Origin of the sequence: Vibrio sp. Isolate25 (assembly GCF_022398025.1) — a bacterium.
Lineage (GTDB): Bacteria > Pseudomonadota > Gammaproteobacteria > Enterobacterales > Vibrionaceae > Vibrio > Vibrio coralliilyticus_A.
Genome location: NZ_JAKEUT010000011.1, coordinates 21,825 through 43,138, shown reverse-complemented (window position 1 = coordinate 43,138; position 21,314 = coordinate 21,825). Strand labels below are relative to the sequence as shown.

Annotated in this window: 15 protein-coding genes and 1 riboswitch; of the genes, 4 read left to right on the top strand and 11 right to left on the bottom strand. The window is 42.2% G+C overall.

All coding sequences use genetic code 11. The features are described from left to right. A complete protein-coding gene (locus tag L1D15_RS17125) occupies window positions 1-3,783 on the top strand; it encodes a type I restriction endonuclease subunit R (RefSeq protein WP_239876522.1) in 3,783 nt (1,260 codons plus the stop codon). A 194-nt stretch (window positions 3,784-3,977) separates the two neighbouring features. On the opposite strand, the gene L1D15_RS17120 is transcribed toward L1D15_RS17125, so the two are convergent. From L1D15_RS17120 to rraB, 8 genes are all read right to left on the bottom strand, one after another. Continuing rightward, window positions 3,978-5,153, bottom strand: coding sequence for a hypothetical protein (locus L1D15_RS17120; RefSeq protein ID WP_239876521.1), 1,176 nt, complete (start codon window positions 5,151-5,153; stop codon window positions 3,978-3,980). A gap of 47 nt (window positions 5,154-5,200) precedes the next feature. Next, window positions 5,201-6,229, bottom strand: coding sequence for a nucleoid-associated protein (locus L1D15_RS17115; RefSeq protein WP_239876520.1), 1,029 nt, complete (start codon window positions 6,227-6,229; stop codon window positions 5,201-5,203). 401 nt (window positions 6,230-6,630) lie between these two features. Next, window positions 6,631-6,879 (bottom strand): hypothetical protein, encoded by a 249-nt coding sequence (locus L1D15_RS17110; protein ID WP_239876519.1) that lies wholly within the window; start codon window positions 6,877-6,879, stop codon window positions 6,631-6,633. 163 nt (window positions 6,880-7,042) lie between these two features. Next, window positions 7,043-7,537, bottom strand: a complete 495-nt coding sequence (locus tag L1D15_RS17105; RefSeq protein ID WP_239876518.1) for a hypothetical protein — start codon at window positions 7,535-7,537, stop codon at window positions 7,043-7,045. Window positions 7,538-7,554: 17 nt separating this feature from the next. Then, window positions 7,555-9,582, bottom strand: a complete 2,028-nt coding sequence (locus L1D15_RS17100) for a hypothetical protein (RefSeq protein ID WP_239876517.1) — start codon at window positions 9,580-9,582, stop codon at window positions 7,555-7,557. Next, complete coding sequence (locus L1D15_RS17095) at window positions 9,579-11,423, bottom strand: hypothetical protein (protein WP_239876516.1); 1,845 nt, start codon at window positions 11,421-11,423, stop codon at window positions 9,579-9,581. The genes L1D15_RS17100 and L1D15_RS17095 overlap by 4 nt, the downstream gene beginning before the upstream one ends. After that, window positions 11,423-13,048, bottom strand: a complete 1,626-nt coding sequence (locus tag L1D15_RS17090; protein WP_239876515.1) for a site-specific integrase — start codon at window positions 13,046-13,048, stop codon at window positions 11,423-11,425. The genes L1D15_RS17095 and L1D15_RS17090 overlap by 1 nt, the downstream gene beginning before the upstream one ends. 140 nt (window positions 13,049-13,188) lie before the next feature. Further along, a complete protein-coding gene (gene rraB / locus L1D15_RS17085; RefSeq protein WP_239876514.1) occupies window positions 13,189-13,611 on the bottom strand; it encodes a ribonuclease E inhibitor RraB in 423 nt (140 codons plus the stop codon). Between the two features lie 565 nt (window positions 13,612-14,176). Between rraB and arcA the strand changes: the two genes are divergently transcribed. Next, window positions 14,177-15,397, top strand: coding sequence for an arginine deiminase (gene arcA, locus L1D15_RS17080; protein WP_239838873.1), 1,221 nt, complete (start codon window positions 14,177-14,179; stop codon window positions 15,395-15,397). A 60-nt stretch (window positions 15,398-15,457) separates the two neighbouring features. On the opposite strand, the gene L1D15_RS17075 is transcribed toward arcA, so the two are convergent. After that, complete coding sequence (locus tag L1D15_RS17075) at window positions 15,458-16,579, bottom strand: alanine--glyoxylate aminotransferase family protein (RefSeq protein ID WP_239876513.1); 1,122 nt, start codon at window positions 16,577-16,579, stop codon at window positions 15,458-15,460. Window positions 16,580-16,798: 219 nt separating this feature from the next. Then, window positions 16,799-16,976: riboswitch (Lysine riboswitch) on the top strand. Between the two features lie 90 nt (window positions 16,977-17,066). Here L1D15_RS17075 and lysC point away from each other — a divergent pair. After that, complete coding sequence (gene lysC, locus L1D15_RS17070) at window positions 17,067-18,419, top strand: lysine-sensitive aspartokinase 3 (RefSeq protein ID WP_239876512.1); 1,353 nt, start codon at window positions 17,067-17,069, stop codon at window positions 18,417-18,419. A 78-nt stretch (window positions 18,420-18,497) separates the two neighbouring features. On the opposite strand, the gene pmbA is transcribed toward lysC, so the two are convergent. Continuing rightward, a complete protein-coding gene (gene pmbA, locus L1D15_RS17065) occupies window positions 18,498-19,841 on the bottom strand; it encodes a metalloprotease PmbA (protein WP_239876511.1) in 1,344 nt (447 codons plus the stop codon). A 108-nt stretch (window positions 19,842-19,949) separates the two neighbouring features. On the opposite strand from pmbA, the gene yjgA reads away from it, so the two are divergent. Then, complete coding sequence (gene yjgA / locus L1D15_RS17060; protein WP_239876510.1) at window positions 19,950-20,477, top strand: ribosome biogenesis factor YjgA; 528 nt, start codon at window positions 19,950-19,952, stop codon at window positions 20,475-20,477. A 74-nt stretch (window positions 20,478-20,551) separates the two neighbouring features. Here the strand turns inward: yjgA and L1D15_RS17055 are convergent, their stop codons facing one another. Then, window positions 20,552-21,292 carry a 1-acylglycerol-3-phosphate O-acyltransferase gene (locus tag L1D15_RS17055; RefSeq protein ID WP_239871057.1) on the bottom strand — a complete coding sequence of 247 codons (741 nt, stop codon included), beginning with the start codon at window positions 21,290-21,292 and terminating at the stop codon, window positions 20,552-20,554. Window positions 21,293-21,314 lie beyond the last annotated feature (22 nt).

Sequence of the window (21,314 nt, the reverse complement as noted above, 5' to 3'; positions counted from 1 at the left end):
ATGAAATTCACAGAAGAAAGGCTAGAACAAGCCATCATTGAACTGCTAGGGAAAGAAGGCTACCAACATACTCGTGGTGAAGCGATTGAGCGAGCACCTGAAGAAGTGCTGATTAAGTCCGATCTTCGTGAATTTCTAGCCACACGTTACCAAGCGGAAGGCATTACAACGTATGAGATAGAGCAAATTATCCATAAGCTTGAGTACCTTCCTGCTTCGGATCTCTACGATACCAACAAAGCCATTATGAAGTTTGTCTCTGATGGTTTTTTGCTCAAGCGTGAAGATGCAAACCAGAAAGACTTATACATTCAGCTTATCGACTACGTTGACTTAGAGAACAACCGCTATCGCATCGTCAACCAAATGGAGATACAAGGCTATGAGCAGCGTATCCCTGACGGCATCTTGTACATCAATGGTTTGCCATTGGTGGTGTTTGAGTTTAAGAGCGCGATTCGTGAAGAAGCGACCATTTATGATGCGTATAAGCAGCTTACCACTCGTTATGACCGAGACATTCCTGAGCTATTTAAATACAACGCCTTGTGCGTGATTAGTGATGGTGTGAATAACAAAATGGGGTCTTACTTTGCCCCATACGAGTTTTATTACTCTTGGCGCAAAATTACGGGTGCAGAGAAGCTAGATAAAGACGGTATTGATTCACTGTTTACGATGATCAGCGGTTTGTTTAACAAAAAACGACTCACTGATGTTATACGTCACTTTATCTACTTTCCTGATACTTCAAGCAAACAAGAAAAGATTGTTTGTCGTTACCCTCAGTATTACGCAGCAACCAAGCTTTTCGCCAATATCAAACAACATATGAAGCGCTTTGATGAGCACGGTAAGCTGGTGAGTGGTGATGGTAAAGGTGGTACGTATTTTGGCGCAACTGGTTGTGGCAAGAGCTACACCATGTTGTTCTTATCTCGCCTACTGATGAAAGATGTCGAATTAGGTAGCCCAACCATTATTCTCATCACCGACCGTACTGATCTGGATGATCAGCTTTCAGGTCAATTCACCAATGCAAAGGGTTATGTGGGTGATCAAAACATCATAAGCGTAGAGAGTCGTGCTGAACTTCGTGAACACTTGAAAGGGCGTAAAAGTGGTGGTGTATTCCTGACTACCATCCATAAATTTACCGAAGATTTGGAGTTGCTGACTGAGCGAACCAACGTCATTTGCATCTCGGATGAAGCTCACCGCAGCCAAACCAATTTAGAACAAAAAATTACCGTTACTGAAGACGGTGTGAAAAAGACTTACGGCTTTGCTAAGTATCTTCACGACTCTTTACCAAATGCTACTTATGTCGGTTTTACAGGTACACCGATTGACGCAACGCTGGATGTATTTGGTGCAGTTGTCGATAGCTATACAATGACAGAATCGGTTTTTGATGAAATTACCGTTCGTATCGTTTATGAAGGCCGAGCAGCAAAAGTGTTGCTTGATGGTCGCCAGCTTGAAGAAGTCGAAAAATACTATAAAGCCTGTGAAGAAGCAGGAGCAAACGAATATCAAATAGATAAAAGCAAAACGGCTATGGCGAGTATGTCTACCATACTGGGCGACCCAGATCGTATTAAAGCCATAGCAAAAGACTTTGTTGAACATTATGAGAAGCGTGTTGAAGAAGGCACTACTCAAAAAGGCAAAGCAATGTTCGTTTGTAGCAGTCGTGAAATCGCTTATCAGTTCTACAAAGAACTGATTGCGCTTCGTCCTGAGTGGGATGAGGTAAAAGTCTGTGAAGATGGTGCAACTTTATCGGAAAGCGATAAGAAAAAAGTTAAGCCGATGGAGCGAGTCAAGATGATTATGACTCGTGACAACGATGATGATAAAGAGTTGTGGAATAAACTCGGTAGCAAAGAGTATCGTAAAGAGCTGGATCGTCAGTTTAAAAATGGCAAATCGAACTTCAAAATCGCGATTGTCGTGGATATGTGGTTAACAGGCTTTGATGTGCCGTTTCTCGATACCATCTACATTGATAAGCCATTGCAAAAACATAATCTGATCCAAACCATTTCGAGAGTAAACCGTAAATTTGAAGGTAAAGAGAATGGTCTGGTAGTCGATTACATCGGCATTAAAAAACAGATGAACCTTGCTCTTTCCCAATACACCGCAGGGCAAGAGCAGAACCTAGAAGACATCAAACAGTCGGTCATTATCGTTAAAGATCACCTGAGTCTGTTAGATGGGCTATTCCATAAGTTCGATTCAAAGCCATACTTCAATGGCACTCCCCTAGAGCAGTTACATTGCTTAAATGCCTCGGCTGATTTTGCACTTAGAACCAAGAAGTTTGAAAAGACGTTTATGGATCTGACTAAGCGCCTCAAATCGGCTTATGACATTTGTGTGGGAAGCAGTGAGCTGACTAAAACCCATAAAGACAAGATTCATTACTATCTAGCCGTTCGTGCCATAGTATTTAAAATCACCACTGGCGGTGCGCCAGATGTAGAGCAAATGAACCGCAGAGTAAGGGATTTGGTTAAAGATGCTCTTATCAGTGATGGAGTCGAAGAGATCTTTAAGCTGGGTGAGAAAGACGGTGGCGAGATTGATATTTTTGATGATGATTATCTCGCCAAACTGGAGATGGTGAAGCAGCCCAATACGAAACTTCAACTGCTTCAGCAAATGCTTGCTAAGGCGATTGGGGAGTTTAAAAAGACCAACAAAGTGAAAGGTGTCGATTTCACTAAGAAAATGAATATGTTGGTTGAAAAGTATAATGAGCGTGACGAAAAGAATGTACTTCGCTCGGAAGTCATCAATGATTTTTCAGATGAAATTATCAATCTTTACAATGAACTACGTGCTGAAATGGCTTCGTTTGGTGAAATGGGGATAGATTTTGAAGAAAAAGCGTTTTACGACATTCTCATTTCACTGGCTCATAAGTACGACTTTACCTACCCAGAAGATAAGCTGCTTGAACTGTCAAAAGAGGTAAAAAAGGTCATTGATGATAAAGCCAAATATACCGATTGGAACAAGCGAGACGATATCAAAGCTGAACTGCATTTCGACTTGATTATCTTGCTTGATGAATGGGGATACCCGCCAATCGACCGTGATGAAGTGTACAAAGAGATTTTCGAGCAGGCTGAAAACTTTAAGAGAAACAATCCTAACCGCATCAGTAACGATGATCGACCATCAGAACCAATTCCGATGCTACTAGGAGATAAAAAACTCTATCGCGCTTCTCAAGTTTCTCGACTTTCTAATACTCAAGAACTAGCCACGATTACGTTCAAGGCGGAATTACCCTATGAGAGGGATTTTGGTTCGCTTTTCACTACGGGATATTACAGTGAGCTTAAAGAGTTAGGTATTGTTTCTTCATTGGTGCTAGATACCACAATGACCGCTTTGTCAGAGCTTGAACAAGCTACAAAGGAGCTAGAACTACCTTTGTATGATGGAGAGCGTAGTGGCATTGTCTGGGCGTTACAGTCTGCTAGAGATGGAAGTATATATGATGAGTTTATCGCTTATGCTGTCGAAGTCGCGGGAGACGAGAATTTTCGTACATACATTGAAAGTGCTATTTATGATGCCGCAAAAGCTTCATTTTGGGCATCATTCGTTTTGATACCCAACGTCATACGCAAAAAGTACCAAAAACGTTGTGAAGAGAAAAATGCTCAGGCAGAGATCGATGAGGCCATCGCCAATAGCCCGAATGTCGTTGATTTTAGGAAACATAGTAAATGGAAGAATAACTCGAATAATTCCATTCATTAACAGGCAATGGTAAAACTTTATGGCTATCCCCAAGTACAATGAAACTTAATGCCTTGGAACTTGGTTAAAGACTAAATTGTTTGAGTTGAGTTGGTCGATACAAAAAAGCCTTTGACACTGTCGAAGGCTTTTCTAACTAAATCTGATTATGAGCGGCATAGTATCTTAGTTGTAATATGTTTTATTGTGATACTTTATCCATCTACTATTGGAAGCGTAATCGCTTTGTACGTGACCAGAATTGTAAAACCAAGCAATACGATAGCGAAAACCATAGTCGCTACTAGCTTAAGCCACACTCTCAGTTTTCTTGTATCTAAGCCCTGCTCTAATGTTCCAAGCTCATCCTTTTGCCCTGCTTCAAGCTCATCACCAAGACGCTTGAACAGATCTTTATATTCATTCTCAGTAGCACTTAATGTCGCAAACTGACCTAACAGATTCCAACAGACCACGACAACCAGGAAAAACACCATCAAACAGTACGAGATATTCTTAAAAAATTGAAGGCTTTCTATCGAGTCTGTTGCTTGCATTTGCGAAGTAGCAAACCATACACCCAATGGAATCGAGAATGTTTTGGTGGCAACTTCATCAAACACTTTATTTACTTTATCTATGTACTCTGTTGCTTTCTCTCGATACTCTTTACGTACTTTATCAAATGAATAGTTTCGAACATATTGCTCATAACTAACTAATAATTTACTTGTAAATGCATTGAAATTGTTAACTAGATGAGACAATCTCGACTTAGGGTCAAGATCACTTAATAGGTTGTAAAGAGCCTCGCGAACTAAACTGTTCATCGCCTCTTTGTGCTGGTCTTTACCTAGCAACTCATCATAAAAACCAATATCAATATCTGCACTAAGCACAGAGCCATCAACAGACAAAGTTATGTCTAGTGGTTGACCACATAAAATAGTATATATGTTGCCTTTGTTTACATGGGCAACATCCTTAATTAAGTTACACACTTTTGAAACATTTAGATAAGTTGTGAACTTGGCATTTGTAGAATCTTTCGTGAGAATCTCGTTGAGATCGCTGATATAGACTGCCTCAACAGGATTGAGCAGATAACCTGTATAGTTTGTTAAATCAGCCCAAGTAGAGCATATAAAGTGATCTTTGTTTTGAGCTGATTGTTTGCTTAATTCGATCTTAGCTCGATTACACACATTGTAGTGCTTATCAGTAATCTCATTGTTTACTGTTAAATCAAGCTTTCTAGTATCGTCTTTATAAATACTAAATGAAGCCGAGCACAGCCCAACTTCATTCAACCGCTTAAGCTTGTCAACAATATCTGCGTTAAAGTCTACAAAACCAGACACGTCGTTACCGTCAACAACCACATCGGTCATCAACTCTCTTATCGACTTGTATAACTTTAACGTCTCAATATTCATAGCTAGTCATTGTCTTTAGCTTCTCGCTGAAGGTCTATAATGCTCTGTTTCAATGTCTCTGGGATATCAGTAAAAATCAACTGTTCATTTTCAAATGTAACGGTCTTACCAAGCAACTCGTTGTCAAAGCTAATTGATACACCTTTACCACGGCCACTTAAGCGAACATAACGTTTCAACTCTGCTGAACTAATCGCTATTTGCTCGCTTAGTTGATGTTCGTCATTACGAGCAATAGCTAAGAAATCGTCAGTTGAATCAGGGAAAACTGCATTAGCGACATGTGTTAGGAGCACTTCTTTACCCGCTTTCTGTTGCTCTTGGATAAAGCTATGAGCACTATCTAATTTTGATTGTGTCTCATCACTATCTAAGCCTAGCTCAGAAGAATAAGTTTTGATTGCTGTTTTTAAAGCACTCGTTTCACGAGTTGCGGCTTCTTTATCACGCTGACACCCAATAAAAGACTCAAAGTAATCGCGCATTTCAACAGAACGACCTGTTTTGAACTTGATATAGCGAGTACTCAAGCCCTCGTCCCAGTCAGTTAAGTTGATAGATGCGCCTAAGTGTAAGCGGTTAAGGTCTATGATTGTAGCTGAACTTAAATCAAGATCTTTACTTGCGTTAATACCGTCAATTCGATTTAGTACAGTAATCGCTAACAATGTGTTTTCACGATACTCATACATATAGAATGCCAGTATACCACCTTTGACACTTTGGAGTTTAGGCTCACGGATAATATCAGCAAATCGCTCAGCCATGTCCTTGGTAGTTTCAACGAAGGTTTTCTCTTTATTTTGTAGGCGCTTTAACTGCTGTTCGAAAGCTGGTTCAAGCGTCGAATCACCATCTACGCCAAACTCACCAATATTAAGCGTTGATTGAGAAAACAACTCAATTAGTTGTTCAGTTAGCTTGCTTCCTAAACCTTCAATCGAGTTTTCTTCATCACGCAGATTTGTTACTACTGGATCACCATCATTCTTACGTGTAACTTCATGAAGAATTACGTTCTTTATTGCCATGCTCTAGCCTTTATATAAAAACATTATGCATAGAGTACAGTAACCTAGTATTTTCAATGAAGAATTTTGTTTGATGAAAGCAGCTTAGATCTCAATAATTTAATCAATATGGGACAACACAGTTCATATTGAACATCCACCGACTACCTAGACACACTTTTGCTTTGCCCAAACATAGCTTACCCGCCAACATCAACCTAGAGCTTAGATTCTAAAATGTTTCATCCAATAGTGAGCTAGGATACTAGCAGGGAAACCGTAAGTTCTAGTCGTGACGAACAAGACCAAGAATCAGCTTCTACACATAGTCAGACATATTGTCGAACGACAATATGAAGCAACAACTAATTAGAACATCTCTGAAACAACCCACAAATCAAAGTAACTAGTTGATATTTAAACTATCTTAAGCGTGACAATCTTACAGTGACATCTTGAAAACCAATATCTTTTGCTGCCTTTATTGCAGCATCATAACTTTTAAACGCTTTTGCTTCTTCAGAAGCCCTCTGGCTACTCAAAACAGCATTATCAGATTGTTTCTTGCCAATTAAAGTTAAATTGTACCCTTGGCTCATAAGAGCGTCTGTAATACATGCTTGTTTAAAGCATCCTGCATCGAATTTTATCTTGGCTTCTTTGATCTGCACTTTACCCCCTCTCTTTCAATCAAATTTAAATTATGATTAATCATTTTTAAAATTTGATTGCCACGTTGATTTTTAACGTCATTACATGAATGCGTGTTTACGTTAAGTGGCTTGACTACCAGTCAAAAAACAACATTTACCAAATAGCAGCAAAAACTGGCAGTTAAGACTTTTTGTGATGCTCGAACTCCACAACTTCGGCAGAAAGCTGCTCCTGAAGTTCGTATACACGAAACATTAGTGACTTATTTAATATTTCGAGTTTAGTATTGATAGCAAGCGCCTCATCTCGCTCCCGCCGATACTCGATCTTTAGTTCCTTTTCACGATTTAATTCGGCTCTGAGTCTATTAATTTCACTCATATCCACTGACTCCGAAGCTATTTGCTCCGATTGTCTAGGATCATCCAGGGAAGCGTTGTATTTTTCGATTGCTGGGTTAGCGGCCTTTTCAACAAAATCCTTAAACTTATGGATATAGCTTCGCCCTAAACCCGCTTCATTGTTAATTTTATTAAGCGTTAGGCGACCCTTTACCTTTGTTCTCAGAGGCTTACCACCTTTACCTATCAGGCGGTCTAATGCCCTTTGGAGCTTTTCCTCAGCGGAAAGAGATTTCTCTTCTTGTACCAGCTTTTTTAGTTCTTCTTGGCTCATAATATCGGCTCCATCTCTTAACTAGCGCTATTAAAGATGATTTCATCGTTAAATGGCGTGTAAGGGATTTCGTGCGCCTTAAGCGTCAGTTCTTCCACTTGAATTTTCTGTTTTAAACCAGTTAGAATTGAGCTTTTCAGTGGATCGCCAGTGTTCAGGTTCGTAAACTTAGCAATCAGTCGATCTCGTTGTTTAGCAATCACTTTAGCCCCTTTATCCGAAACCACCTTGTGAGCACACTCTTTGACTTCTGCACGAAATGCCAAAGTTCCACACACTCGGTCACAAGAACCATTAGTACAATAGGCACCACTAGGGAGTTGCATAATATGGAAGTTGCCGCGACGAACGTTTTCCTCAATTTCCTCACGAGTCATGAAGATACTTTCTCCAGCCTCTAACTTCATCATTCGTTCTTGCATGATTTCTTCACCTTTCGCGCCACTCAAGTGTTCACTTTGGTTAAAGATTTCATCAAAAATATCAACACCTAAGTCAATACCTGCCTCCTTTAGCTCTTCAAGGATGTCTTCATCCATCAGCAGATCATTCATCTGCGCAAGTTCAGCGTTGTTGGCATAGTAGCCTGACATATTAATATTTTCGTGCTTAAACTGAAATTTAATTCCAGAGGCCGTACCAAACCCGTACCGAACAAAAAATACAGCAAAAGATCGTCTAAAGTCGTGAGAAGACAAGCCTGAGTATGTGCCGCCAACTTTTAGATCTCCCTCTCTCGATGGATTGAGCATATTAAATTCTTCAACATCCTCAATCGTTGCTTTGTAATCTAAATTTTTGATAAATTTTCTCAATGCATTCGCAGGGTCGAATATATAAACATCGCTGCTCTGAACTATTGCTTTCGCCACTAAAAATGATGACTCAAGTTGTTTTCTCAAGTGTTTAACTTTTTCGGGAGTATAACCTCCAGTTAGTCCTTGCCGTTCTTTTTCATCAACTTTTTGTTGATAAAGCAAACGAGTAGACTCCATCATGTCATAGGCTAGCTCTAGGGCGACCTCAGCTACGGGATGCGATTGCCATGTAACTAATGTGGGTTTTGCGTTACGCCCCTTGGTTGTTTCTCCTGTAAGAACAGTTACCTTTTTACCGTTAACTTTTACGTCACCAACACTATTCTTATTGAAGGAAACTGCCTCACCAATTCGAACACCTGAGAACCCTTGTACAACTATCAAACAACTAACCAATATATCTGACAAAGCTGCTCCCGTTAAATCAACTTTGAAGTCAGGTATATCATGTACAATACCCCTCATAGCGCTAATGATTCTTTGAGAAATAGCTATAGGTGTCATTGATAATTCACGACCAGAGCCACGACCTTTCGTAAAAAATTTTTTCCCAGATTTTAATCGCGTATTAATTTCATACGCTTCCCCCATGACAGCTGATATCTCATGACGATACGAATGATATTTTTCAACAGTTTCTAGGGCATGACTTATTATTCGCTGATACAAGCGATGCGGGAGCGCAACGTGCTGCTTTGATTCATTGCTTCGTGCACATTTCCTAATTGACTTTGCATCGACATACAAACCTAATTCATTACACTCTGTCAGTTTATTTAATGCAGAGAGAACCTTTTCAACGCTGATCTTGCCTAGGTTTCTTTGTTTTAATTGACGAAGGAACTGCTTCCATTCTTGATTTTTTTCTAGGTTATGCCACTTTGTGCTCTCCAAACAGTCTGCTATATGCTGTAGAGCTGTTTTCATTCCGTCCATCATATTCACTGATAATGGCGATAAATTCTTTTTCTTTGAATGGTGATAAAACTTATATAATGCATCCTGTATTCCAGCAACATACTCTGATTTTGTTGCAGTAAACCTCAGTATCAATTGATAAGAAACACCCACAGTATGCGATGGAGAAAAATCCCACACCTCAACGTGGTATGGCTTATCCATGGTATCGAGTTTATCTAACTCTTCCATTAAGAAAGCCGTTGGAGACTTCTGGAAAGGCGTTAGTGAAGTAACGTTATTGTGGGTGTTGCGTTTGTGATTATTCATGAAAATGCTTCCAGTAAGTCCATTAGGCTATATCCATCACTGTAAAGCGGGTGTGGGGATTCGCTATGTTTTTCCTGAGCTTGGGCATAATTATTAGGGGAAACCGCTTTAAATCGCGTTAAAATCGATTCTATGGTGTTGCACAACTTGTGAAATTTATCCGTTGGTAGGCTATTAATTGCTGGATAATCCTTCATTTGCTGTAACGTGTCATTGAAGGACATCATCAGCCAAATATCTTCAACTTCAGACACCAATCGATGAAACTCACATTCAAAACAGCCGAGAAAGTCAGTACATTTTTTCTCTTCTGGCTGCTTAATACCCATTTTTTCTAAATTTTTCTTAACGGTATTTGCTGCACCTTTCGTAGCATCTTTACAGCGAACACCAAGTGGAGTTTGCGCGTCATTTTCCCGTTCTTCTTTGCGTAGCCGCTTATAATCATAATCACTCAAAACATCGGCATAGCTGTACTTTGCCTGACTAGCTGCCTCATGAGGATCCGTTCCATTTTTCACAACGTCATATAGGGCTTCATTTGACGCAGCAAGATTACGTTTATGGTCACTTTCGTTGCCATGAGCATAACTAGCCTTAATCGTTTTAACATCGTTATTCGCCGACATCGAGACTAGGTAAATATCCGAAGTCACCTTCATTAACGTGTCGATCTTGGTTTGACGCAATATCGACGGATTGATATGGGCAAACCCTAATTTTTTCGTAAGCAAATTAACCTCTTTTTGAGGCGCGGTTTGCCCCGCATCAACACACCCTTTTATTTCACCTGACTTCATAAAATAAGGAAAAACCCAATCAGTGCCTAACTCCTTCTGAAGCGCTTTAGAAACTTCCAACCATTGATGAAAGAACTCTTGAGTCTTTTTATGAAAACCCATTGAGGTGTCAAAGCCTAGGTGTTTGGCGCGGGCTTTGGTCATATCAAAGTACACCTTTCCATGGAACTCTTGTGTAAACCTCACATCGCTAAAACGCAGGTTTAAGAGTGGATTAGTATTCTGCCCAGTAAAACAGTAGGCCAGCATAGCAGCCAATCTACAAAAATGGTTACGTGCCGAATTTTCTGTTACCACTGCTATCTTAAAAGCTCTCTTATAACTGCTTTTTTGCCTTACGTTCCAGCCCTGATTTTTAGCTACCTTGTTAAACTTCTTTTCATCCCAGAAAGGATGAATATCAGGCTTAGTCCCCTCTACAAAGTGCCTTCTAAATTGACCAAAAGCGGCAATAAAGCATCGAAGTAACGGCTTTAACTCACCAACAACATCAATTCCTTTATGAGATTTAGCACTTTGACGCACCCCTTTCACTGACTTTAGCGCCTTTGCTTCAGTGCTACGGTTCAGAGTTCTCAGAAAAAAGCTCAACATATTCCTTGCGTTTGACCAGGTAGCTGGCTGTTGCTCACCACGGTTACATTTGTCTTGGTGGTAATCCATGAAAGCGCTGTATAGATCGGGATGAAAATAATCACCATCAACAGGCTCTTTTTGGGTATTATCGATCCATCGAATATACAGCTTAAGTTCGGAAAAATGCCCTTTCTTAGTGCGATTGAAATCTGTTTTTAACAACAGGTATATATCCCGAGCAAATTGCTCTCTGCCCGCAACTGGGATGTAGTCCACCCCATTTTTTTTTTGACCATTTGCGAGGTAGTTAGGTGCACCTTTATAAAAAAGTTGGTCTATATAGGCTGTAACCCCACCACACTTCAGTTTTAATTCTGACAAATGGAGCGGCTCAACCGTAGCGGAGGGGGACCCATAAAAGTCATCGTCAAGTCCAACGAATTTAGAACGAGTTTTACGACTCATTAAGATACCTCATTTTTATAAGTTTTTTCGACCTCAGGGAGGTTATCCAACTCATCTTCCTCATCGAACACACCGAGATAATCCAGTACATCCTCCCAAATTTCGTCACCTGTTGGCTGCTCTTGAGCTACTTTTAAGTAAAGCAACGTGGTAGATAGGTCTTCATGCCCAAGAAGTGCCGACACTCGTGCTAGCGCATCGTCAGCGTTCATTTTTTTCAACAACGTCCGAAAAATAGAAACAGCAAAAGTAGCGCGAAGATTATGAACTACTGCATCAATATCATTGACCAGATTCATCCTTGCGGTTTTTCTTACCTCATTCCATCGAGTATTGATTTCTTCCAATTTCTTAAAAAACGGAACACCTGAGTTGCTAATAAAAAGATATTTCTTCGCCTCATCAACACCATCAACACCATCAAAGTACGCATCATTGCCAGCTTCTCTCTCAACCAAACACCTCTCTCTAAATTTCTCAAAACGATTTTTATATCTTTCAGAATGGCTATATTGGTAAAGCTCAAGCATCAATGAGCTAGGGATAATTGTACGGCGAGATTTATTATTATAGCCGCCACTAGGATCTTTAGTCAGAGAGCCATATTGGTCACCAACACCAAGCCTCATCATAACGCCTTCCGCATTAGGACGAATAATTTGGCCTAGATGTAAACTCGCCCCCTCCTCCTTGCGCAGACCTGTATAACGAAGAAGGCGAAACAGCAAACAATACTCCTCAGGCAGACTTACTAGCTTTTCGTCACCCTTAACGTTCTTGAGCACTCGTTTAGTCTGAACAAGAATGTTTTTAATTGCCTTCCATTCACTATTGGCAAGCGGCTTTAACTCACGTCGAGCATTAGGTAGCCTTCCACCATCATTTTGCTTAGATTTTGCGAAACTTAATCGAAGGTCGGTAGTTTGCACCTCTTTACGCTTATGAGCCTTCATGTTAGTGCCGCTGTTATCGATATCAATCAGGAAGGTCTCAAATTCAAATGGTGGGTTATTAAATTTCATGCCCTGCCTGAGGTGGTACTTGTAAAAATCAATCATTGAACGCACGTATGACATTGCAGTAGTTTTAGATAATCCTGTGCCATCGAGAGTAGTCCTTTGGACAGCATTTCTATACATAGTGGTGACACGCTGGTTTTTTCTAAGAGAAAAACTATCCCATGCAGGGCGGGGAGGGTCGATTAAAGGATCGTAATCTTCGTTATCATATTTAGCGTCCCATTTTGCCTGAGCATCTAATATAAACCTGAAAAAGTGAACGAGAGCTTTAGAAGCTTGCTGAGCGTCTTCTTTGTCATCGACAACGTGTTTTGCAAGGATGAACTCATTTACGTAATTCATTGGTTCGTAGGAAACCAAATCTCCTTTAACGAAAATTGGATTACCATGTTCATCTTTAATTGGTTTATCGTTCTCATCTAGCAGATTTACTTTCTCGTAACCAACTAGACTCAGGAAGATAATCTTCTTGATGTGCGTATGATTACCTTTGTTTGGAGAGTATTCGTATTGAGGCTCACCATTTTCATCAATGAACACTGATGGTTTTCGATAAGTGAAGTGCTTTATTGTTTTTGTCTTGATGTCGTAAATAATATCAGTCACTTGAATATCACCAATTCATTCTCTAGTCATCACCAACCATATCACACCTTTTCACCATCAAAAGTGTATGGTTAACAAGAATCAAAAAAGAGTTAAAAAAAAGCCTCACCATGTGGTAAGGCTCTCATAAATTCTCACTTTTACTCTTCATCAAAATCGTCTGGGTCTTCATACTCATCAGAATCGTAGGGGTGTTCATAGTAAGTGCCCCAGCCGTCATAGATGATGTCGTATTTCTCAGCAAGGTGAATCAACTTCTCTACTTGAGCATCAATCGCCTCAGCATCAAGTGCCGATTCCATCGTTGCGTCACAGCACAACAATTTATTACCGTCTTCATCTTCTGTTTCTTCAGCTTCTAATACTTCAAAGCCCATCTTGAATGCCTCTACCACGGCTTTTTCCAGTGTATCGAAGTCTTCAGCAAACAGGTGGTGCTCAATTTCATACAATGCATCTGGATCACTACCATCTTCACGCAAGGCTTGAATGATATCGCGAGTCTCTTCCTTTTGAATCTCAATTAATTCTTCAACAGATAGATATTCGTCTTCATGAGACATAAGTCAGCTCCAGATAGTGACAACATTGATCGTAATTTACCGCAACGGAATATCGCATGGATCCAGTGAAATTACTAGCCGCAATCCATGAAGATCCTCACCTTAAGTGGTAAACAGATTAAAGATCGCAAATGATCAAGTTCACAAGATGGAAAAGTTAACATTTTTTTATCATCGGAGAGATTCAGAATTATCTGCCGCGCTGACTGCCTAGCGACAACCAGAAAGATTGAGTTTTTATTTTTCATCTCTGCATATCTTCAGAATGGCAGTAACTGCATAGAAATATATCTTCAAACCAAGTTATATCGTAGTTGTGAATAGCTATGCTGAATTGTGTTTTTTTCTCTCAAGTTCACCAATGTCATAAGGCGCATAGTAACGCATTGGTTCGCCGATCTAATTCACCCCACCTCTTCAGATAAAAACCACAAAAATAACCGAGTTAATAAAATTAAAAACCACAAAAATAATAAAAAGCAGTTATTGAAACCAACATTATCACTTGCATCTTGATAACAACCTTGTCATAAATACGCACTGGATATTATTGTAAGGATGCAAAATGAGTAAGTTGTACGTAGGCTCAGAAGTAGGCCAGTTAAGACGTGTATTGTTAGCTCGACCAGAACGAGCACTAACCCACCTTACCCCTTCAAACTGCCATGAGCTACTGTTTGACGATGTTCTTGCTGTCGAAGCTGCAGGTGAAGAACATGATCAGTTTGCACAAACACTGACAAATCAAGGCGTCGAAGTTCTGCTTCTTCACGATCTATTAGTCGAAACTTTGGCTGTAAAAGAAGCCAAAGAGTGGCTACTTGATACGCAAATTTCTGATTTCCGTTATGGTCCGACATTCGCTCGTGATCTTCGCCATTATCTGTCTGATATGGATAATGAGCACCTAGCAACTGTGTTACTCGGCGGTTTAGCATATTCGGAATTACCAATCCAATCCTCTTCGATGCTACCAAGAATGCATCGACCGCTAGACTTTGTGATTGAACCTCTGCCCAATCATCTTTTCACCCGAGACACTTCATGTTGGGTCTACGGCGGTGTGTCACTCAATCCTATGATGAAACCCGCTCGTCAGCGTGAAACCAACCACTTACGTGCTATTTATCGCTGGCACCCAGTCTTTGCAGGGCAAGACTTCATCAAATACTTTGGTGATGAAGATCTACACTATGACAATGCCAATATCGAAGGTGGAGACGTACTGGTGATCGGTAAAGGTGCAGTCCTAGTGGGAATGTCTGAGCGTACTACAGCGCAAGGTGTAGAAAACCTCGCAGCCAACCTGTTCAAAAACGGTCAGGCGAAAGAAGTTATTGCCATTGACCTGCCCAAGCACCGTTCATGCATGCACTTAGATACCGTCATGACGCACATGGATGTGGACACTTTCTCGGTTTATCCAGAGATCATGCGTAAAGATTTGGATACTTGGCGTCTGACGCCGAAAGGTGACAATGAGATGAAGGTAGAGCAGGTACCTAGCTATACGCATGCTATCGAAGAAGCGCTGGGGGTTGATTACCTAAAGATCATCACAACTGGCGGTGACAACTACGAAGCTGAGCGAGAGCAGTGGAATGATGCGAATAACGTCTTGACGGTTAAGCCTGGCGTGGTTATCGGTTATGAGCGTAACGTTTACACCAACGAGAAGTACGACAAAGCAGGTATCGAAGTTCTGACCATTCCGGGTAATGAACTTGGCCGCGGTCGCGGTGGGGCTCGTTGTATGAGCTGCCCGATTGAGCGTGACGATATTTAGAGCCGAGAGAAACTAAAAAGGGTTGATGTCAAAACATCAACCCTTTTATTGTTTAAGCAGTTACTGCGTTAATGACTCTTCCAGCGCTCTCAAACAGAGTGCAACATTTTCAGCTCGGGCACCGTAGCCCATAATACCGATACGCCATGCCTTACCCGCTAATGCCCCCAAACCTGCACCGATTTCAAGATTGTAGTTTTCCAGTAAATAGTTGCGAACCCCTGCGTCATCAACGCCTTGAGGAATGTAGACCGCATTGAGCTGAGGCAAACGTGATTCTGCTTCTACAACGAACTCAAAACCTAACTTTTCGAGACCCAACTTCAGCTTTTCATGCATATCACTATGACGCTGCCAAGCATTCTCTAATCCTTCATTCTTAAGGATTAATAGAGACTCATGCAGCGCATACAGACTATTTACTGGCGCTGTATGATGGTAACTACGCTTGCCTTCCCCACTCCAATAGCCCAGCACTAAACTCTGATCTAAGAACCAACTCTGGACAGGAGTTTTACGTGCCTGAATCTTTTCAATGGCAAGAGGAGAAAAGGTCACTGGTGATAAGCCAGGGACACAAGATAGACATTTCTGGCTGCCTGAATACACCGCATCTAGCTGCCATTCATCAACTTTCAGTGGTACACCACCTAAAGAAGTCACGGCATCAACTATTGTTAGCACACCGTGCGCTTTTGCAAGTTTACCTAGTGCTTCAGCATCGCTGCATGCGCCTGTCGATGTTTCTGCGTGAACGAATGACAGGATCTTCGCATCTGGATTCTCTTTCAGTGCTTGCTTAACTTTATCGACCGAGACAGGAGTGCCCCACTCATCATCAACCACCACAGCAACACCGCCCGCTCGAACTACATTTTCGCGCATACGCTCGCCAAATACGCCATTGCGACAAACGATTACCTTCTCACCCGGTTCAATCAGGTTAACAAAACAGGTTTCCATACCTGCACTGCCCGGTGCAGAAACCGCAATAGTGAATTCATTTTCAGTCTGAAAGGCGTACTTAAGTAGCTGTTTTAACTCATCCATCATCTTGATAAATAGCGGGTCAAGGTGACCCACTGTTGGACGACTCAAAGCCTGTAGAACTTGAGGAGAAATATCCGAAGGGCCTGGGCCCATAAGAATACGATGAGGGGGGATAAAGCTTTGAATAGTCATTGTTCGCTCCTTGAAACTGATCTGCTCTTTATTGATTTGTCTTTACATTAAAACAAATCACTACATGCGGCAATTGACCATAAGAGCTCAGGTCAAACCACTGTCACAAGTTTGTTAATTCACAAGGGGAAGAAAGAACCAATTTCCCATTGACAAAGGTCACATAAAAACGTTCAATGCAGAATATATGGTGAATTTTTATGCCGCCATATACATGCATTTTGCAGAAGAGGAGCACTACCCAGGTAGGTGTTTTGTGGAGCCACAACTCCGATACAAATCACTGAGGGGGAGTAGTGCCGAGGTAGATCAACGTTGTGGTTTTGATCTGTCGGTTGACTTGGGTTGACTCCCATCAACTGTCATCAGCTCCGTCTGATGAAGAGCTTCTGAGGTAAACCTTACACAATAAAACCTCTCAATACGCTCATTCTCTCTTCAAGCAAGGATTACTAATTTACTTTCAGGAAGTTGTGGGAGAAATGCCGTGGGCAATTTTAACGTTGCTAAATTTGGTGGAACCAGTGTCGCTAACTTTGAAGCCATGAGTCGCTGTGCTGCGATCATTGAGCAAAACCCAAACACAAAGTTAGTCGTCAGCAGTGCCTGTTCAGGCGTGACAAACTTATTAGTCGAACTCGCGAATGGAGTTCAAGATCAGACAGAGCGCAGTGCGATTCTAACCAAACTCGCCAGTATTCATGATGCGGTACTCAATCAACTAGAAGATGCAACTCAAGCAGCCAGCGAGGTCTACTCTATTCTAGATACCGTCACAAGTTTGGCAGAAGCTGCTTCGATTCAGTCAAGTACTAAGCTGACGGATCACCTTGTCGCCTGTGGTGAACTGATGTCTACACACCTGTTGGCCCAGTTAATGAGGGAACGTGGTATCAATGCGGTACGCTTTGATATTCGTGACGTACTACGCACAGATGATAATTTTGGTAAAGCAGAACCTGAACTGGCCACTATTCGTCAACAAGCACAAGCTTCACTTATCCCGTTATGCCAACAACAGGTTGTGGTAACTCAAGGCTTTATCGGTGCCGATGCAGATGGCAATACCACGACACTCGGTCGAGGTGGCAGCGATTACAGTGCGGCACTTATTGCCGAAGCGGTTGAAGCGCAAGGACTTGAGATTTGGACCGATGTGCCGGGCATTTATACCACTGACCCACGTATTGCCCCAAAAGCATCACCCATCTCAGAGATCAGCTTCAGTGAAGCCTCCGAAATGGCTAATTTTGGCGCCAAGATCCTTCACCCTTCGACGCTAATCCCTGCTCTCCGCCATGATATTCCGGTCTTTGTCGGCTCCTCAAAACAACCTGAAAAAGGTGGTACTTGGATTCGCCATCAAGTCGAGAGCTCACCTCTCTTCCGTGCTCTGGCTTTACGATGTAACCAGACCATGGTGACGCTGCGCAGCGCGCAGATGTTCCATGCTTACGGCTTTCTGGCCAAGGTGTTTGAAATTCTGGCGAAGCACAAGATTTCGGTAGATTTGATTACCACTTCAGAGATCAGTGTCAGTCTAACGCTTGACCAAACCGACACATCTGGTGGTGCTCCTCAGTTACCTGAAGCTGCACGTCGTGAGCTGGAAGAGCTGTGTACGGTTGAAGTAGAACATAACCTGTGTCTGGTCGCGCTGATTGGCAACAATATGAGTGAGAGCAAAGGTTATGCAAAACAAGTATTTGGAACATTAGAAGAGTTTAACTTGAGAATGATCTGCTATGGCGCAAGCCCTCACAACCTGTGTTTCTTGGTTGATGAAGCCGATGCAAAATTAGCGATTCAGAAGCTGCACACTGAATTGTTTGAGAAGTAGTAATAGCGCAGAGAACAAAAAGGGTTGGCGCTAAAACGCCAACCCTTTCAATTTGTATCAGTGGTAAAACCGAGAATGTTACTCACCCGCCACTTTCATAGATTCAATCAGAATCGAACCCGTCTGGATTTGTGAACGGGTTTCAACATCATTACCAACTGCGACAATCTGATTAAACATATCTTTCAGGTTGCTGGCGATTGTCACTTCAGAAACAGGATATTGGATTTGACCATTCTCTACCCAGAAGCCTGCCGCTCCTCGTGAGTAATCACCAGTGACGATATTCACGCCCTGCCCCATCACTTCGGTGACAAGGAAGCCCGTTCCCAGTTCTTTAAGCATCTGCTCAAAGTCTTGCCCCGTCGATTGAACGAACCAGTTATGAATACCACCAGCATGACCCGTTGGCGCCATGTCCATTTTACGTGCGGCATAGCTGGTTAATAGGTATGTCGCGAGCACACCGTCGGTAATGATTTCACGGTCTTGTGTTGTAACACCTTCGCTATCAAATGGGCTCGACGCTAAACCGCGTAGCACATGAGGTTTTTCAGAAACATTAAACCAGTCTGGCAGTACCTGTTGGCCTAAATGATCAAGTAAGAATGACGACTTGCGATACAGGTTACCGCCACTGATTGCCATCACCAAGTGTCCAAGTAAACCCGTTGCCACATCGGCTACGAACATTACAGGGTACTTACCTGTCTTGAGCTTTTGCGCATCAAGGCGACTGATGGTTTTCTCTGCCGCTTTCAAGCCGACTGACTCAGGTGTCCAAAGATCATCTTTATGACGTGCGACTGTATAACTGTAGTCTCGCTCCATGACACCACTTTCACCCTGACCAATCACACAACAGCTGGTGCTGTGGCGGCTGGAGGCATAGCTAGCAAGCAAACCGTGGCTGTTGCCATAAACCTTCAAACCATAGTGGCTGTCGTAACTCGCACCATCGCTTTGTTTAATTTTGTCACTGAAAGATAACGCTTGTTGCTCAGCAGCAATCGCAATCTCGGCAGCATGATCTGGGTCTGGCGTGTCAGGGTGAAACAAGTCAAGATCAGGAATTTCTTTTACCATCAGCTCTTTAGGAGCTGGGCCAGCGCATGGATCTTCTGAAGTGTAATTGGCAATATCAAGCGCTGCCATCACCGTCTGTTGAATGGCTTTTTCACTGAGATCGGAGGTAGACGCACTGCCTTTGCGCTGACCACGGTAAACAGTAATCCCCAAAGCGCCATCGCTGTTAAATTCAACGTTTTCCACTTCGCACATGCGTGTTGATACACTCAGGCCAGTGGTTTTGGTGATCGCGACTTCAGCGCCATCGGATTTTTCCGCGGCCATTTCCAGTGCTTTCGCAACGGCGGCCTCAAGCTCAACACGTTGCTGAGCGACTTGCTGTCTTACGTCCATATCTTCTTCATGCTTAAGGTCTGATATGCCTAGAATAACAAGAATTTCGCTTTCTCCCCATGATTCTTGTTAAAATAGAGAAATAGATGTTCAAATTAAGGCAGAAAGATGGCCAGAAAAAATCAAAAAGCGCCATGGGAAGAAGAAGAGGAAATCATTTGGGTAAGTAAAACCGAAATGAAACGTGACATGGAAGAGTTACAAAAACTGGGTGAGGAACTCGCCAGTCTTAAACCTTCGGTGTTAGAAAAATTCCCGTTAAGTGAAGATCTTGCAGAAGCAATTAAAGACGCACAACGCTTTAAAAATGAAGCGCGTCGTCGTCAGTTGCAATATATTGGCAAGCTGATGCGCTTCGAAGATCCAGAGCCGCTTCAAGCTGCGCTGGACAAGGTACGTAATAAACACTCACAAGCAACCGCTGCACTACACAAGCTAGAACAGTTGCGTGACCGAATCGTTGAACAAGGCGATGAGGCGATTGCGGACGTGATGGAGCTATACCCACAAGCGGATCGCCAGCGTTTACGTCAGTTAGCTCGCCAAGCAGCGAAAGAAAGGAAAGCCGGTAAACCTGCTAAAGCATTTCGCGAAATCTTCCAAGTGCTGAAAGAGCTTAACGACGAAGAACTTTAAGAACCAGCCTTAGAGTAAAAGAAAAATGGCCTCAGACACGTTGACTGAGGCCATTTCAACAATTTTTAGCTCGGTTAGACTTTGATACCTGCTTGCTGATTGAGCATGGCAACTTCCTTATCTAGCGACTCCAGCTTGTCTTTCATCTGCTCTCGGCACAGCGTCGCAAGCTCACGGATATTTTCTTTTCCATAACTTTCAGTACTAATTGGCGGTAACATCTCAACAATGACATGCCCGTTGTTCCAACGATTGAGCTTCAATCCATCCGTCGAACTACACACAATCGGAATAATCGGAAGTTTAGCGCCAATCGCAGCATGGAAAGCCCCAGTTTTAAAAGGCAGTAAACCACGTCCACGTGAGCGCGTTCCTTCAGGAAACATCCAGACTGATACGTCACTTTGATTCATACTATCCACAACTTGATCAATCGTCCCTTTCGCTTTAGAGCGGTTAGCACGATCAATCAGAATGTTACCTGTCAGCCAGTAAAGCTGACCAAACAGGGGCATCCACGCTAAGCTCTTTTTACCTACCGTGACGACTTTTGGCGTCACTGCAGAAGAAACGGTAAACAAATCCCAATTGTTCTGGTGGTTAGCAATATAAATATGCTGTCCGCGTTTGTATGCGTCTTCAGGTAAACGCAACTCAAGTGTAATGCCGAAAACACGCGACATCTTGCCGAACAAGCGTCCAAAGGTGAAGACATGTTTCGGGTTACGTGGGCTCAATAAACAGTAGCCACAACCGAACACAAACATCACAATTGCAAAAATCGCGACAGCGAATACACGTAGTAGTGCAATCATTGGTTGTTCTCCAAGAACAAAA

What these genes read in the sequence shown, in the direction of transcription:
- L1D15_RS17125 (WP_239876522.1), top strand. Translation starts at nt 1, where the DNA reads ATGAAATTCACAGAAGAAAGGCTAGAACAAGCCATCATTGAACTGCTA.
- L1D15_RS17120 (WP_239876521.1), bottom strand. Translation starts at nt 5,153, where the DNA reads ATGACCGATGTGGTTGTTGACGGTAACGACGTGTCTGGTTTTGTAGAC.
- L1D15_RS17115 (WP_239876520.1), bottom strand. Translation starts at nt 6,229, where the DNA reads ATGGCAATAAAGAACGTAATTCTTCATGAAGTTACACGTAAGAATGAT.
- L1D15_RS17105 (WP_239876518.1), bottom strand. Translation starts at nt 7,537, where the DNA reads ATGAGCCAAGAAGAACTAAAAAAGCTGGTACAAGAAGAGAAATCTCTT.
- L1D15_RS17100 (WP_239876517.1), bottom strand. Translation starts at nt 9,582, where the DNA reads ATGAATAATCACAAACGCAACACCCACAATAACGTTACTTCACTAACG.
- L1D15_RS17095 (WP_239876516.1), bottom strand. Translation starts at nt 11,423, where the DNA reads ATGAGTCGTAAAACTCGTTCTAAATTCGTTGGACTTGACGATGACTTT.
- rraB (WP_239876514.1), bottom strand. Translation starts at nt 13,611, where the DNA reads ATGTCTCATGAAGACGAATATCTATCTGTTGAAGAATTAATTGAGATT.
- arcA (WP_239838873.1), top strand. Translation starts at nt 14,177, where the DNA reads ATGAGTAAGTTGTACGTAGGCTCAGAAGTAGGCCAGTTAAGACGTGTA.
- L1D15_RS17075 (WP_239876513.1), bottom strand. Translation starts at nt 16,579, where the DNA reads ATGACTATTCAAAGCTTTATCCCCCCTCATCGTATTCTTATGGGCCCA.
- pmbA (WP_239876511.1), bottom strand. Translation starts at nt 19,841, where the DNA reads ATGGACGTAAGACAGCAAGTCGCTCAGCAACGTGTTGAGCTTGAGGCC.
- yjgA (WP_239876510.1), top strand. Translation starts at nt 19,950, where the DNA reads ATGGCCAGAAAAAATCAAAAAGCGCCATGGGAAGAAGAAGAGGAAATC.
- L1D15_RS17055 (WP_239871057.1), bottom strand. Translation starts at nt 21,292, where the DNA reads ATGATTGCACTACTACGTGTATTCGCTGTCGCGATTTTTGCAATTGTG.